A 14,632-nucleotide genomic window follows, 5' to 3' on the forward strand; every position below is an offset into this window, starting at 1 on the left:
TCGGCGGCGCGAGCCGGGAGACTCAGGGTGGCGGGTCGTCGAAGGCACGCAAAAAAGCCTCGCGATCCACCGACGCCGGCAGCGCGTCGGCCAGTCGCGCACGGAAGGTCGCTGCGTCCGCGCCACGCGCGGCCCGCTCGGCGATCACGTGTGCGAACGGTCCGACGTGCGATGCGAGCCGCCGCGCAGCGGCCTCGACGTGCTCGGCATCGAGCGGCACGCACGCCGCGGATGTCGATTCGATGGCCAGCGTGCTGCGCTTCGAGTCATCGCCCGAAGCGATCACGTGCTGCTTGAGCAGCGTATCGAACTCACGACGAGCGGCGTCGTTGGACAAATGGCGCGCAAGCTGAGCCGCCAGTGTTTGCGAGTCGGTCGCGTGCGACGCGGCGCGCCGCACGAGCAGCGAGGCAATGGGGCCGACGTGGCTGGCGAGCCGTTGCTCCAGCTGGGCCAGAAACTCGGGTGGCCAGTCTGGTCTGGCAGCCCCCGCCGGTGGCGCAAGCGTCTGACGGAATGGCTGCGCGCGCACGACGGTATGGTCGGGATCGAGCCGCGCCATGAGCGAGTCGTGCAGCGTCAACAACGCGTTGCGCCAGCTTTGCGCGGACGCGTAGCGGTCGTCCGGCCGTTTGGCGAGCGCCTTCAGCACCATGGCATCGAGTTCGGCGGGCAGGCTTGTGACATGCGTCGATGGGGGCGGCGGCATCTCGTTCATCACCTGATGCATCACGGCGGCTGGCGCGCCGCAAAACGGGCATTGCCCGCTCAGCATCTCGTACAGAACGACGCCGGCGGAAAACAGGTCGCTGCGTGCGTCGATCTCCGCGCCTGCATACTGCTCCGGCGACATGTAGCTTGGCGTGCCGATCATCATGCCGGCCTGCGTCAGGCGTCCTGTATCGAGCTGTGCGATGCCGAAGTCGGTCACCTTGCATTCGCCGCGCGGCGCGATCAGCAGGTTGGCGGGCTTGATGTCGCGATGGATCACGCCGAGTTCGTGCGCATAAGCGAGTGCGTCGAGCAGTTGCGCGAACCACGTGAGCGCATCGAGCAAAGGCATCATGCTGCCATCGCGGGCGTGCTGCGCGAGCCGTTGCGCGAGGTTCTCGCCGCGTACGTATTCGAGCGCGATGAACGCGACGCCTTGCGCCTCGCCATAGTCGAACACGCCGACGATGTGCGGATGCACGAGACGGCCGGCAGCGCGCGCTTCGTTGAGAAAGCGTGCGGTCAGCTCCGCACCGGATGGCTCCGCCGTGCCTTGTCCGTCGTTCAGTGACGGTGTGCGAATCGTTTTTAGTGCTACCTCGCGCTGGATATGCGGATCGGTCGCGAGATAGACCGTGCCCATCGCGCCGCGACCGAGCACCCGTTCGACCCGATAGCGGCCGATCTGTCGCGGAGTCGCGCCGGTTTGGGAAGTCATGGAGTCGTCCACGATGTGTGCGGCACGCTTACTCGTGGCGCTCTTCGATCATCTCGAACGCTGCGACGAGGCTCGTGCGCATCCGTCCGAACGACACCGCGAGCGACGCTATTTCATCGCTGCCGCCGGCCGGCAGTTCGACGTCGCCGAGTTTGCCGAGACTCACTTCGTCCGCGGCGCGCGACAACATCTGCAAACGCCGCGTGACGAGGAAGTGCACCATCGCGTTCAGCACGACGAGCACCACCGCGAATACAGCGGTCAGTGAGACCATCAGGCTGCGCCATACCGCACGGCCGCGCGCGATCGACTCCGACATCGGCACCGACACGAACTCTGCGCCGATCACGTCGTTCATGGTCCAGCCGAAACCATTGGCCGGCCCGTACTTATCGATCATCGTGTGCGGCGCCGCGGACGGCGTGCTGTGACATTGCATGCACGCGGCGTCGGTAATGCGGCTCGGATGGGCGAGAAACAGCAACTGCTCGCCGCCCGGCGTATGACGCTGTCCGGTGGCCTGTTTCAATTCCGGATGGTCGTGCAGATGGGCGATCACTTCGCTTTCCCAGTCGCTTGGCCGGTCGCGCGGGTTGGTCGGATTGAGCATCGCCGACTTGTACGAGAAGTTCGGAAACACGCTCTGCAACGAGTTCAGCATTTCGATCGCCGAGTACGCCGGCACCGACTCGGGCACGAACGAATATTTGATCTGTGTCGCGAGCAGCGGCGTGATGTGTTGCGCCGTGTAGTTCTGCATCGCGCTGGCGGCGTTCAGAAGCACGTCCGCATCGTGACGGGTTTCGTCGAGCGCCTGCTGTTGCAACACACGATCCGCGACGAATCCGATGGCGGTCAGTCCGATCGCGAAGATCGCGATGAACACGAGATTGAACTTGATGGCGAGTGACAGCTTCATGGGCGAACCGGGGCGGATGGGTAAGCGGAACGGTAAGCGGAACGGTAAGCGGAACCGTAGACGGAACCGGTCTGGATTGCGGGGCTCCGTATCACGGCACGCGCTGGCGGCGGAAAGACCAGCGCACGCCAGTCCGGCAAGTCGCGAATGCGCTGCACGACTGCGCGGCGAAACGCGGGATCGGTCAGGCGCGCGCGAAAGCGCGAAGTGAAACGCGTCGATGGATCCCTGCGCGCCGCGAGTTCGCTGTCGAGCCAGTCCGATACGTCGTCGTAAGCGACCGGTCGGATGCTGCCCGGCGGCTCGTTGCGTGGATGGGCCGGCATCGGCAGCACACGCAACGCGTCGCGGAATGTAACGGGCATCGCGGCGACGAAAGCGGGATCAGGGCCTGCTGTCACGGCAATCGTGTCGCTCGCGGCGGGATGCATGGCGAAGCGAGGCGCATCGAGCTTGAGCGGCGCAACATTGCCGTGCGAAGCGCCGATGCCGAGAATGCTGGCCGCGCCGCTCTCACAGAACACTGCGTCGGTGTCCTGGACGTTGGCGTTCCGCTCATTGCCACTCCGATAATTCGTAGCCGTTGCCGCGATGACCAGCACGGCATTGTCCGTGGGCGTGAATCGCGTGCGCGCGGTTTCGATCACAGGCGTGGCGCAATTCGCCGTGTTTGCGTCGCACGCGTGCAGCACCTTCAGCCAGCCGCCGAGCACCGCGATATGCCCGTCGCGCATCAGCATCACGCGAGTGCCATGACCCAGCGCGACGCTATTGCCCGCGTCGTCCTGGATCTGCACGCCTGCGCTCGTCGGCGTTTCGACCATATCGTCAAGCGCAAAGCGCTGCCCGACATCTGCCTGATAACGCCCCGTCTCATGAATGACGGTGACGGGCGCATCGGCCTGCACGAGCGTCCACGCCGCATTGGCATAGGGTGCGAGCAGCAGCAAGGCGAACGGTACAGACCGCTTGAAAAGTCCGAAGATCATTCAGATGAGCCTGGTTGAGCGTTTCAATTGGCGAAGCGCGGTGAAGACGGCGCGTTATATCGCGCGAGTATCAACAGAACAGCCGGCTCGCGGGTTTATTCCAGGGTTTCGATGATCACAAACCCGCCTTCGCGTGTCCCATATGGTGAGCCTGTCTCTGCGTGACGCACGCACGAAAAGATCCAGTCCACGACACAACGGAATATCTGCCCGGCTGGGCTGTTCTGATTTGCGCAGACAGCGGCGAGTGCGATCTGGAACATGAACGCAACAGCTTCGACAGACATGGAATAGATCGCGATGCTGCGCTGTTCTGGGTGCATGGGCGACGCGTCTGCAACGCGGCAAGTCGAGTGCAGGCTCGTGAGACGCATCGCCGGATTCACGAAACCCTACGGATACCAGAGGAAATCAGCGCATGGCAACGAGACAGAGCAGTCAGAAATTCATCGCGCGCAATCGCGCGCCACGCGTACAGATCGAGTACGACGTGGAGCTGTACGGCGCGCAGAAAAAAGTGCAGATCCCGTTCGTGATGGGTGTGATGTCGGATCTGTCAGGCGCCAATGCCGGCGATCTTCCGCCGCTCGAAGCGCGCAAGGCGGTGGAAGTGGACGTCGATAACTTCGACAGCCGCATGCAGTCGATGAGGCCGCGGGTGAACTTCAGCGTGCCCAACACGCTGACGGGCGAAGGCAATCTGGCGGTCGATATCACCTTCGAAGGCATGGACGATTTTTCGCCCGCCGAAGTGGCGCGCAAGGTCGACTCGCTCGCGAAGCTGCTCGAGGCGCGCACGCAGCTCGCCAACCTCGGCACTTATCTCGATGGCAAGTCGGGCGCGGAGAAGCTGATCGCGCAAGCGATCAAGGATCCCGCCTTGCTGCAATCGCTGGGCGCGGCGCCGAAAGCCGCCGACACCGAACCCGCACAGGAGTGAGCGCGATCATGGAAAGCCAGAATCAGATCGAGCAAGGCGTCGAGGACTCATTGAGCGGCGCCGATGATTTCGCCGCGCTGCTCAACAGGGAGTTCAAGCCGAAGAACGAGCGCGCGAAGCAGGAAGTCGAATCGGCCGTGCGTACGCTCGCTGCGCAGGTGCTGCAGGATTCGCACATCGTTTCGGATGACGTGACGCAAACCATCAACGCGTATGTCGCCGAGATCGACCGCAAGCTCAGCGAGCAGTTGAACCAGATCATGCACCACGCGGACTTTCAGAAGCTGGAAGGCGCGTGGCGAGGGCTGCACCATCTCGTTACCAACACCGAAACGGATCCGATGCTGAAGATCCGGGTGCTGAACATATCGAAGAAGGAACTCGCAAAAAATCTCAAGCGCTTCAAGGGCGTTGCATGGGACCAGAGCCCTGTGTTCAAGCGCATCTATGAAGAAGAATATGGTCAACTGGGCGGCGAACCGTATGGCTGCCTCATCGGCGATTACTACTTCGATCACGGTCCGCAGGATGTCGAACTGCTACGCGGCATTTCGCAGGTCGCCGCCGCCGCGCATGCGCCGTTCATCTCGGCGGCGGATTCGACGTTGCTCGGCATGGAAGGCTGGAACGAGCTGGCCAATCCGCGCGATCTGTCGATGATCTTCACGACGCCGGACTACGCGGGCTGGCGTTCGCTTCGCGAAATGGACGACGCGCGCTATCTCGCGCTGACGATGCCGCGCACGCTTGCACGCCTGCCGTACGGCGCGAAGACCGACCCAGTCGACGGGTTCGACTTCGAAGAAGACACCGAAGGCGCGGATTCATCGAAGTACACATGGCAGAACGCTGCGTATGCGATGGCGGTGAACATCAACCGTTCGTTCAAGTACTACGGATGGTGCACGCGGATTCGCGGCGTCGAGTCGGGAGGAGCAGTCGACAGTCTGCCGGTGCATACCTTCCCGAGCGACGACGGTGGCGTCGACATGAAGTGCCCGACCGAGATCGCGATCACCGATCGGCGCTCGGCCGAACTCGACAAGATGGGGTTGATGCCGCTCGTGCATCGCAAGAATTCGGACATCGCGGCATTCATCGGCGCGCAATCGGTCGCGAAGCCGGAAGAGTACGACGATCCGGCCGCCACGGCGAATTCGAATCTGTCGGCACGTTTGCCATACATGTTCGCGTGCTGCCGTTTCGCGCACTACCTCAAATGCATCGTGCGCGACAAGATCGGCTCATTCAGCACGCGCGAGCAGATGGAGAGCTGGCTGTCGAACTGGGTCATGAATTATGTCGATGGCGATCCGGTGAATTCCAGCGAGGAAACCAAGGCCCGCAAGCCGCTCGCTGCCGCGCAAGTCGTCGTCGAGGACGTCGAAGGCAATCCCGGCTACTACACGTCGAAGTTCTTCCTGAAGCCGCACTACCAGCTCGAAGGACTCACCGTATCGCTGCGGCTCGTATCGCGACTGCCTTCCGCGCAGGCGGCCTGAGGCTTCCGCTGCATCTCACCTTGCAGGTAATCGTCCGGAGCGGCAGCGTTCCGGTCCTGATCGTTCGTCGCTACGGCGAGCGCACTCTTTGGCTCACAAATAGAGGTCACTATGGCATTCGACATGCACCTGAAATTCGGCTCCGGAGCGGTCACGATCCAGGGCGCTTCCAATCACTCGAAGCACAAGAACCAGGTTCCGATCATCGCGTGGTCGTGGGGCGCCAGCAATACCGGCAATCTGCACACGGGTGCGGGCTATGCATCGGGCGGCAAGGCCAACATTCAGGACATCACCGTCACGAAGTACATCGACAGTTGCTCGAACGCGTTGCTAAACGCTTGCTGCACGGGCGCGCGCGTCGACAACGCCTATCTGTACGTCACCAACGCAACGGGTCAGCAGACCGACTTCCTGACCATCGAGCTGAGCGAAGGGGTGCTGGTCACGTCGGTATCCACGGGCGGCAGCGGTGGCGACGAACGACTCACCGAGAACATCACGTTGCATTTCGGGAAGTTCAAGTACTCGTTCCAGCCGCAGGACGATGAAGGCAAGGCAAACGGCGGCACCAAGGATTTCACATTCGATATCCAGCAGGTCACCAAGCAGTAAGCAGGCGGCGATACCGGTCTTTTCGCCCGCTTTCTTTGATTGAATGGAGCACATCCAGTGACACTTTCTTCAGTCGATGTCAAACCTGAAAAGCTGCTCGCGGACGGTCACTTGAACGACGCGTTGCAAGCGTTGGCCGCGAAAGTGAAAAACTCGCCGGCGGACGCGACGCTGCGCGTGTTTCTGTTTCAGTTGCTTGCGTTGCGGGGTGACTGGGAGCGTGCCGGAACCCAGTTGACCGTGGCGGGCGAACTGGAGCGACAAAACGCGTTGATGGTCGCCGCCTACCGCGCGGCACTGGTCGGCGAACGCGAACGCGAAGCCGTGCTGGCCGCCCTGCGTAACCCGGCAACGGTCGGCGAGCGGTCGGAATGGGAGCGCTTGCTGTTGCAGTCGCTGCAACAACTGTGCGGCGGACGGATCGCCGAAGCGCTCGCATTGCGCGCGCGAGCCTTCGACGAAGCGGAAACCGTGCGCGGCAGCATCGACGGCGTGCCGTTCAAATGGATCGCCGACGCAGACCCGCGTTTCGGGCCGTGCCTCGAAGTGATCCTGAAGGACAGCTATGCGTGGGTGCCGTTCTCGCGCGTCGCTGCGCTGTCTTTCGATGCGCCCACTGATCTGCGCGACAAGATCTGGGCGACAAGATCTGGGCGCCGGTGCGAATCACCTGGAAGAGCGGTGATGAGACGATCGGCTTCGTGCCTTGCCGCTATTGCGGCAGCGAGCGAGGTGAAGACGTCGCGCTCGCGCTGGCAAAGCGTACGGCGTGGACCGATCTCGGCGACGGCTGTTTCATCGGCGTTGGTCAGCGCATGCTGATCACCGACGTCGACGAATATCCTCTGCTCGACGTGCGCTCGATCACGTTCGAAACAGCTTGAGGGGCGCACGTCATGGCAGAACTGATGCCCCAGGAGCGTTTGCAGCCATCGCTGCTCGATCGTCTCACCGATTTCGATCCTGCGCAGCGCGAGGAGAGCCGGGAGCAGCGCGTCATTACGGCCGCGCGTTTGCGCGAATACGTGACACGCGATATCGCGTGGCTGCTCAACTGCACGCGGCACTGGAGCAGCGACGAGCTGACCGGATTCGCGCAGGTGGGTAATTCCGTATTGAATTTCGGTATCCCCGATCTTGCGGGTGCGGCGTTGTCGGGTATCGATGCCGAGCTGTTGCAGGACCGGATCCGTTCGGCGCTGCTCGACTTCGAACCACGTCTGATCGCCAGCACTGTTCAGGTGCGCGTCGAGGTCGACGAAGCGCGCATGGGCAGTCGTTCGCTGCGTTTCCTGATCGAAGCCGACATGTGGGCGAACCCGATGCCGCTTTCTCTCTATCTTCGCACCGACGTCGATCTCGAGACCGGCGAGTTTCACGTGTCGCAACGCTTCGGCTGATCGTCATGGACCCACGACACTTGCGCTACTACAACCGTGAGCTGCAACACGTCCGCGAGATGGGAGCGGAGTTTGCGAGCGAGTATCCGAAGATTGCCGGCCGTCTCGGGATGGAAGGTCTCGATTGCGCCGACCCGTACGTCGAACGGTTGCTCGAAGGCTTCGCGTTTCTGGCGGCGCGCGTGCAGATGAAGCTTGATGCGCAGTATCCGGTGTTCACGCAGCATCTTCTGGAGATGATCTACCCGCATTACCTGACGCCGATTCCGTCGATGGCGGTCGTGCAGTTGTATCCGGATCAAGCCGAAGACCTTCCTGCCACCGGACACGCGGTCGCGCGGCACACGGTGTTGCGCAGTCTCACCGGCTTCGGCGAGCGCACGGCGTGCGAATACCGCACCGCGCACGACGTGACGCTGTGGCCGCTCGCGATCACCGAGGCGAGATACCTGGACACACCCGCGGCGCTTGCCGCCGCTGACCTCGTGCCGCCGCCGTCGAAAGCCGGGCAGGTCCGCGCGGGTTTGCGCCTGAAGTTCGCAACGCTTTCCGGCGTGGCGGCGAACACGCTCGCGCTCGACAGCCTGCCGGTTTATCTCGCCGGCGCCGACGATCTGCCGCGATGGCTCTACGAGCAGCTGATGGCCAACCGCATCGGCTATACGGTGCGCGCAACCGCGCCGGATGGGCAAACCATCGAGACACAGCATGACGCGTCGGCGCTGCGCGCCAAAGGCTTCGACGAAGAGGACGCGATACTGCCCTACGGTGGCCGTTCGTTCAGCGGTTACCGGCTGTTGCAGGAGTATTTCGCGTGTCCGGAGCGTTTCCTGTTTGCCGAGTTCACGGAGCTGCGCTCGCTGCTCGCACGTTCGCGGGGCAACGAGTTCGAGATCGTGGTGTGGCTCGAGCGCAGCGTGACGCGCCTGCACAACGCGATCGATGCAGGCAACTTCCGCCTGTTCTGCACGCCGGCAATCAATCTGTTCGAGCGCCGCGCGGACCGTATTCATCTGCAGCAGGGCGACACCGAGTATCACGTGCTCGGCGACCACACCCGGCCGATGGATTTCGAAGTGCACAGCGTGCTGGAAGTGCAGGGCTACGGCGATCGCCAGGAGCCGGAGCAAAGCTTCCTGCCGTTCTATGACAGCACCGCTCGCACATGGCACGGCGGGCAGGCGGCCTTCTACACGCTGCGCCGCGAGCCGCGGCTGATCTCGAGCCGCCAGAAGCAACGTGGCGCACGCTCGAGCTACGTCGGCAGCGAAACGTTTATCGCACTCGTGGATGCCAACGACGCGCCCTATGCGACCACGCTGCGCCAGTTAGGACTGCGGCTGCTGTGCACGAATCGCGATTTGCCGCTGCATATGCCGGTGGGCAAGTCGTACACCGATTTCACGCTCGATACCGACGCGCCCGTGGCGTCGATCCGCTGCGTGGCTGGACCGACCCGGCCACGCGCGCCGACCGCGACCGGCGAATCCGCGTGGCGGCTCATCAGCCACCTGCAGTTGAACTATCTGTCACTGCTCGACGAGGAAGGCGAAACGGGCGCGGCGGCGCTGCGCGAAATGCTCGGCCTGTATCACGACGAGTTCGACGCCGCGACGCGACGGCAGATCGAAGGCATCAAGCATGTCGCGGCGAAGCCCATCACGCGTCGCGTGCCGGTGCCCGGGCCGATCACGTATGGCCGCGGGCTCGAGATCACGCTGAGCTGCGACGATGCCGCTTTTGAAGGCAGCGGCGCATTTCTGCTCGCGTCGGTATTGCAACATTTCTTTGCGCGCTATGTCTCGCTGAATTCGTTCGCCGAGACGGTGTTGCGCACGCTCGAACGAAACGAGGTGGCCCGATGGCCCGCGAATCCCGGCAAGCGCCCGATCCTGTAGTGCTCGAAGCCGCGTTGCGCGCGAGCCCGGAAGATTTCGAGTTCTTCGAGGCAATGCGCCGTCTCGAATGCGCGTATCCGGAACGGCCGCGGTTCGGTCATTCGACCAGGCCGGCCGAAGATCCTGTGCGTCTCGCCCATGCCGCGGCACTGGAATTTCCGTCGCGCAGCATCGCGCGCTTCGAGGCGGGAAAGGCCGGCCGGCCGGCGCGGCTGGTTGGGCTGTTTCTCGGTTTGTTCGGACCGAACGGGCCGCTGCCGTTGCACCTCACCGAATACGCCGTCGATCGGGAGCGGAACGCGAAAGACCCGACGTTCGTCGCGTTTGCCGACGTGTTTCATCACCGGATGCTGAGCCTCTTCTATCGCGCGTGGGCCGATGCGCAGCCCACCGTGCAGCTGGACCGTCCGGAACAGGATCGGTTTCGCACCTATGTCGGCGCGCTGATCGGCATCGCCACGCCGCACCTCGACGGACGCGACGCACTGCCCGATCAGTACAAGCGCTTTTTCGCCGGGCGTCTGGTGCCGCAAGCGCGCAATGCCGAAGGACTCAGGCGTTTTCTCGAGCACTTCTTCGGTGTGCCGGTGCGTGTGCTCGAGTTCGTCGCCGGGTGGATGCAATTGCCTCGGGACGCGCGTTTGCATATCGGCAAGAGCATGGCCTCGATGGGCCGCGACGCATTGCTCGGCACGCATGTGCGCGGCGCGCAGCAGCGCTTCCGGCTGCGTGTCGGGCCGCTGACCCGCAACGAGTTCAACCGTTTTTTGCCGGGCGGCGACACGCTCCTGCAACTGGTGGCGGCGGTCAAGTTGTATGTGGGCGAAGAGAAGGGCTGGGACGTGCAGCTCGTGCTGAAGAAAGAAGAAGTGCCGCTGACGCATCTGGGTCAGGCGGCCCGCATGGGCTTCAACACGTGGATGGGTCGCTATCCGCAGCACAACGATGCCGACCAGGTCGTGTTGAGCCCGGCCGAGTGAAGTCCGGCGTACGCATGTCCGGGCATCTTTCAACTGAACTGGCGACTGCTTCGCGGCCGCCTCTGGTCATACAGGATTGGAATCATGGCTGAAATAAGTCGTGGCGCCTTGTTCGGCAAGCTCAACGCGCTGGCCTATCGGGGTATCGAAAGCGCTACCGTGTTCTGCAGGCTGCGCGGCAACCCGTACGTCGAACTGGCGCACTGGATTCATCAGATCCTGCAGCTGCAGGATTCGGATCTGCATCGCATCGTCAGGCATTTCGGCCTGGATCCGTCGCACCTTGCACGCGACGTCACGGTCGCACTCGAACGTTTGCCGCGCGGCAGTACGAGCATCTCCGATCTGTCGGCCGAGGTGGAAGAAGCGGTCGAGCGCGGCTGGGTATTCGCTACGCTGCTGTTCGGCGAAGCCCAGGTGCGCACCGGCTATCTGATCGTCGGCCTGTTGCGTACGCGACACTTGCGTCACGCATTGCTCGATGTCTCAGGGGAATTCGACAAGCTACGCGCCGAGACGTTGGCCGACGACTTCGCCGGCATCGTCGAAGGCTCGCCGGAAGACGGCCAGCTTGCCACCGATGGATTTCGTGCCGGCGCGGTTGAGTCCGGCGAGAGCAGCGGTGCGATGGCGCCCGCGCAGATGGGCAGGCAACAGGCGTTGCAGCAGTTCACGGTCGATCTGACCGCGCAGGCGCGCGACGGCAAGATCGACCCGGTGGTGGGCCGCGACGCCGAGATTCGCCAATTGGTCGACGTACTGATGCGCCGGCGCCAGAACAACCCCATGCTGGTCGGCGAAGCGGGTGTCGGCAAGACGGCTGTGGTGGAGGGGTTCGCACTGCGCATTGCGCGTGCCGACGTGCCGCCGCCATTGCGCAACGTGCAGGTACGTGCGCTCGATATCGGCCTGTTGCAGGCCGGCGCGAGCATGAAGGGCGAGTTCGAAAACCGCCTGCGTCAGGTGATCGACGAAGTGCAGTCTTCGCGCAAGCCGATCGTCCTGTTCATCGACGAAGCGCATACGCTGGTGGGCGCGGGCGGTACGGCGGGCACCGGCGACGCGGCGAACCTGCTCAAGCCCGCGCTCGCGCGCGGCAATCTGCGCACGATCGGCGCGACCACCTGGGCCGAATACCGCAAGCACATCGAGAAGGATCCGGCGCTGACGCGACGTTTTCAGCCCGTGCAGGTGGACGAACCGAGCGAAGAGAAGACCATCCTGATGATGCGCGGTACCGCGAGCGTGATGGAGCAGCATCATCGTGTGCAGATTCTCGACGAAGCGCTCGAAGCAGCCGTCAAGTTGTCGCATCGCTATATTCCCGCGCGTCAGTTGCCGGACAAGGCCGTGAGCCTGCTCGATACGGCGTGCGCACGTGTCGCGATCAGCCAGCACGCGGTGCCGGCGAAAATCGACGACACACTCAAGCGGATCGAGGCGCTGCAGACCGAGCAGACGATCATCGCGCGCGAGAAAAGCGTCGGCATGGAGGTGGAGGCTCGCGAGTCGCTGGCTTCAGCGACGCTCGAAGCGGAACGGCTGCGGTTGCAGCAGTTCGAAGCCGCGTGGGACAACGAGAAATCGCTGGTCCAGCAGATTCTGGCGTTGCGCGCGCGGCTAGGAGGCGAGGCCGCGCCGGGCGAGAGCGCCGGCAGTGCGCGGGAACCGACCGCGCACGGCGACGCGAAGTCCGACGCATCGACCAACTCGTTCGCGCTGCCGGCGCTCGACGATGACACGAGGGCAGAGGTGCTTGCCGAGTTGAAACAACTGCAGGCGCAGCTCGCCGAGCGGCAGGGCGAAAACCCGCTGATCCTGGCGAATGTCGACTACCAGGCGGTCGCGTCGGTCGTCGCTGACTGGACCGGCATTCCGGTCGGGCGCATGGTTCGTAGCGAACTGCGGACCGTGATGAATCTCGCCGACCTGATGTGCGAGCGCGTCGTCGGTCAGGACCACGCGATGGAGATGATCGCCAGGCGCATCCAGACATCGCGCGCCGGTCTCGACAACCCCAACCGTCCGATCGGCGTGTTCATGCTCGCCGGCACGTCGGGCGTTGGCAAGACCGAGACCGCGCTGGCGCTCGCCGAGGCGCTGTACGGCGGCGAGCACAACCTGATCACGATCAACATGAGCGAGTTTCAGGAAGCGCACACGGTTTCGACGCTGAAGGGCGCGCCGCCAGGCTATGTCGGTTATGGCGAAGGCGGAGTGCTGACCGAGGCCGTGCGGCGTAAGCCGTATTCGGTGGTGCTGCTCGACGAAGTGGAGAAAGCGCATCCCGATGTCCACGAAATCTTCTTTCAGGTGTTCGACAAGGGCGTGATGGATGACGGTGAAGGCCGCTCGATCAATTTCAGGAACACCTTGATCCTGCTGACCACGAACGTCGGCACGGATCTGATCGCCGGCCTGTGCCTGGACCCGGAGCTGATGCCGGATGCGCAGGGCCTCGCCAAAGCGCTGCGCGAACCGTTGCTCGAGGTGTTTCCCCCCGCGCTGCTAGGCCGGCTCGTGCCGATTCCTTACTTCCCGCTCAGTGGCGCGATGCTCGCGAAGATCGTGAGACTGCAACTGGATCGCATCAAGCGGCGTATCGAGGATCGCTATCGCGTGCCGCTCGACTATGACGACGCCGTGGCGCAACTGGTCGTGAGTCGCTGCACGGAGAGCGAATCGGGTGGCCGGATGATCGATGCGATTCTGACCAACACGATGTTGCCTGCGATCAGCCGCGAGTTTCTCGCACGCATGATCGACGGCGTCGCGATCGAGCGGGTTGGCGTGAGCGTCGAGGACGGCGATTTTGCGTATCGCTTCGACGAGTGTGCGCCGCTCATCGCCGCGATTCCCAGCATTCCTGATTAGTGTGACCGGGGCGCCACGCGCTGAGGCGGTCGAAAGAAATTGACCTTTACGAGGAGTTCAAAACGTGAAAGCTATTCCAAAGATAATTCATATTATCTGGATTGGCGGCGATATCCCGCAACGAAACCGCGATTGCATCATAACGTTTCCAAGGTTGAACCCCGATTGGGAGGTGAATCTCTGGATCGACGCCAATCAGTTACTGACAGGCGAACGTCGCCGCCAGATCAGCGTACAACACAATGCCAGCACTACGCCGAACCAATGGGATGAGGTGGCTCAACGTTTGGGTCAGGACGGGGGCGATTCGGCAACGATGAGATATCTGAATCAGTATCTGAACATGCGCGGCGAGGATTTGCGTGGAATGCGGGGCCGGCAGGTCAACTCGATCATAAACTTCTGCGAGCAGAACAGGCTCAAGCTGCGCGAGGTGCAGCATGATTTAAAGATGGGTAAGAACTCTACGATTTACCGACGCGAATTGGTCAATCGCGGAGCCAACTTCGGTTCGGCCAGCGATATTCTGCGAATCGAGATTCTTCTTCAGCATGGCGGTCTCTATGTCGATACCGACGTCAGCTGCGTCAGTCCCTTGGGGGAGATCATCTGCCACCAGTCTTACCCGCGATTCTCCGCCGTGCATCCCGCCTGGTATCAGGGAATAAGCGAGAGCGACTGGGTGAATCCAAACTGGTGGGAACAGCACGTCAGAGGCGACCAGACGCCATCGATCAGCAACTCGATCATTGCGAGTCACGCTGGCAGCGGTGGCTTGAAGTCCTACAAATCGCTCATACACAGCAACTTCAGATCGATCAAGACCAGCGATGATCTGCGAACAGAATATATGAATGACGTCCGGACGAGCACGATCAGAATGACGGGACCAACGGCAGCAGCGCAGAGTTCAGGCTTCAAAAAGGTCCGGGACAAAATGTTCGAGGAGCAAGTCCGCACTCAGACCTCGGATCAGAAACTGCAGAACAATCTTTTCATGCGAGATAACTGGTACTTCCCCATGCACAAGGTCACGGACAGTTACTTTCACGATTGGCTTGGCGTATGAGTTCTTCGAGCGAATCC

Annotated in this window: 13 protein-coding genes and 1 pseudogene; 10 read left to right on the forward strand and 4 right to left on the reverse strand. The window is 62.7% G+C overall.

Features of this window, described 5'->3' with window-relative positions:
- Positions 1-22 precede the first annotated feature (22 nt).
- From OKW27_RS36275 to OKW27_RS36290, 4 genes are all read right to left on the reverse strand, one after another.
- Positions 23-1,429, reverse strand: coding sequence for a serine/threonine-protein kinase (locus tag OKW27_RS36275; protein WP_429336282.1), 1,407 nt, complete (start codon positions 1,427-1,429; stop codon positions 23-25).
- 28 nt (positions 1,430-1,457) lie between these two features.
- Positions 1,458-2,348, reverse strand: coding sequence for a c-type heme family protein (locus OKW27_RS36280; protein ID WP_429336283.1), 891 nt, complete (start codon positions 2,346-2,348; stop codon positions 1,458-1,460).
- Entirely contained in the window at positions 2,345-3,337 is a 993-nt protein-coding gene (locus OKW27_RS36285; RefSeq protein WP_429336284.1) for a hypothetical protein, read from the reverse strand. Before OKW27_RS36285 ends, OKW27_RS36280 begins: the two co-directional genes overlap by 4 nt.
- 95 nt (positions 3,338-3,432) lie before the next feature.
- Entirely contained in the window at positions 3,433-3,660 is a 228-nt protein-coding gene (locus OKW27_RS36290; RefSeq protein WP_429336285.1) for a hypothetical protein, read from the reverse strand.
- Positions 3,661-3,755: 95 nt separating this feature from the next.
- Here OKW27_RS36290 and tssB point away from each other — a divergent pair, with 95 nt between their 5' ends.
- From tssB to OKW27_RS36340, 10 genes and pseudogenes are all read left to right on the forward strand, one after another.
- Positions 3,756-4,277 (forward strand): type VI secretion system contractile sheath small subunit, encoded by a 522-nt coding sequence (gene tssB / locus OKW27_RS36295; protein WP_090804246.1) that lies wholly within the window; start codon positions 3,756-3,758, stop codon positions 4,275-4,277.
- A gap of 8 nt (positions 4,278-4,285) precedes the next feature.
- Positions 4,286-5,779: a type VI secretion system contractile sheath large subunit gene (gene tssC, locus OKW27_RS36300; RefSeq protein ID WP_187610345.1), complete on the forward strand. Its 1,494-nt coding sequence runs from the start codon at positions 4,286-4,288 to the stop codon at positions 5,777-5,779.
- Positions 5,780-5,890: 111 nt separating this feature from the next.
- A complete protein-coding gene (locus OKW27_RS36305; RefSeq protein ID WP_090804249.1) occupies positions 5,891-6,394 on the forward strand; it encodes an Hcp family type VI secretion system effector in 504 nt (167 codons plus the stop codon).
- Positions 6,395-6,667: 273 nt separating this feature from the next.
- Positions 6,668-6,949: pseudogene (locus OKW27_RS36310) on the forward strand (type VI secretion system accessory protein TagJ); the annotation flags it as partial.
- A gap of 104 nt (positions 6,950-7,053) precedes the next feature.
- Positions 7,054-7,278: a type VI secretion system accessory protein TagJ gene (locus OKW27_RS36315; RefSeq protein WP_429336286.1), complete on the forward strand. Its 225-nt coding sequence runs from the start codon at positions 7,054-7,056 to the stop codon at positions 7,276-7,278.
- A 12-nt stretch (positions 7,279-7,290) separates the two neighbouring features.
- The gene (gene tssE / locus OKW27_RS36320; RefSeq protein ID WP_429336287.1) at positions 7,291-7,794 is read left to right on the forward strand and encodes a type VI secretion system baseplate subunit TssE; all 504 of its coding nucleotides are present in this window, start codon (positions 7,291-7,293) and stop codon (positions 7,792-7,794) included.
- A gap of 5 nt (positions 7,795-7,799) precedes the next feature.
- Entirely contained in the window at positions 7,800-9,692 is a 1,893-nt protein-coding gene (gene tssF, locus OKW27_RS36325; RefSeq protein WP_429336288.1) for a type VI secretion system baseplate subunit TssF, read from the forward strand.
- Entirely contained in the window at positions 9,656-10,672 is a 1,017-nt protein-coding gene (gene tssG, locus OKW27_RS36330; protein WP_090804258.1) for a type VI secretion system baseplate subunit TssG, read from the forward strand. The genes tssF and tssG overlap by 37 nt, the downstream gene beginning before the upstream one ends.
- Before the next feature lie 84 nt (positions 10,673-10,756).
- Positions 10,757-13,546 carry a type VI secretion system ATPase TssH gene (gene tssH, locus OKW27_RS36335; protein ID WP_429336289.1) on the forward strand — a complete coding sequence of 930 codons (2,790 nt, stop codon included), beginning with the start codon at positions 10,757-10,759 and terminating at the stop codon, positions 13,544-13,546.
- 64 nt (positions 13,547-13,610) lie between these two features.
- Positions 13,611-14,615 (forward strand): TcdA/TcdB catalytic glycosyltransferase domain-containing protein, encoded by a 1,005-nt coding sequence (locus OKW27_RS36340; protein WP_429336290.1) that lies wholly within the window; start codon positions 13,611-13,613, stop codon positions 14,613-14,615.
- The last annotated feature ends 17 nt before the right edge of the window (positions 14,616-14,632 follow it).

Origin of the sequence: Paraburkholderia sp. 35.1, assembly GCF_050436525.1 — a bacterium.
GTDB classification, from domain to species: domain Bacteria; phylum Pseudomonadota; class Gammaproteobacteria; order Burkholderiales; family Burkholderiaceae; genus Paraburkholderia; species Paraburkholderia tuberum.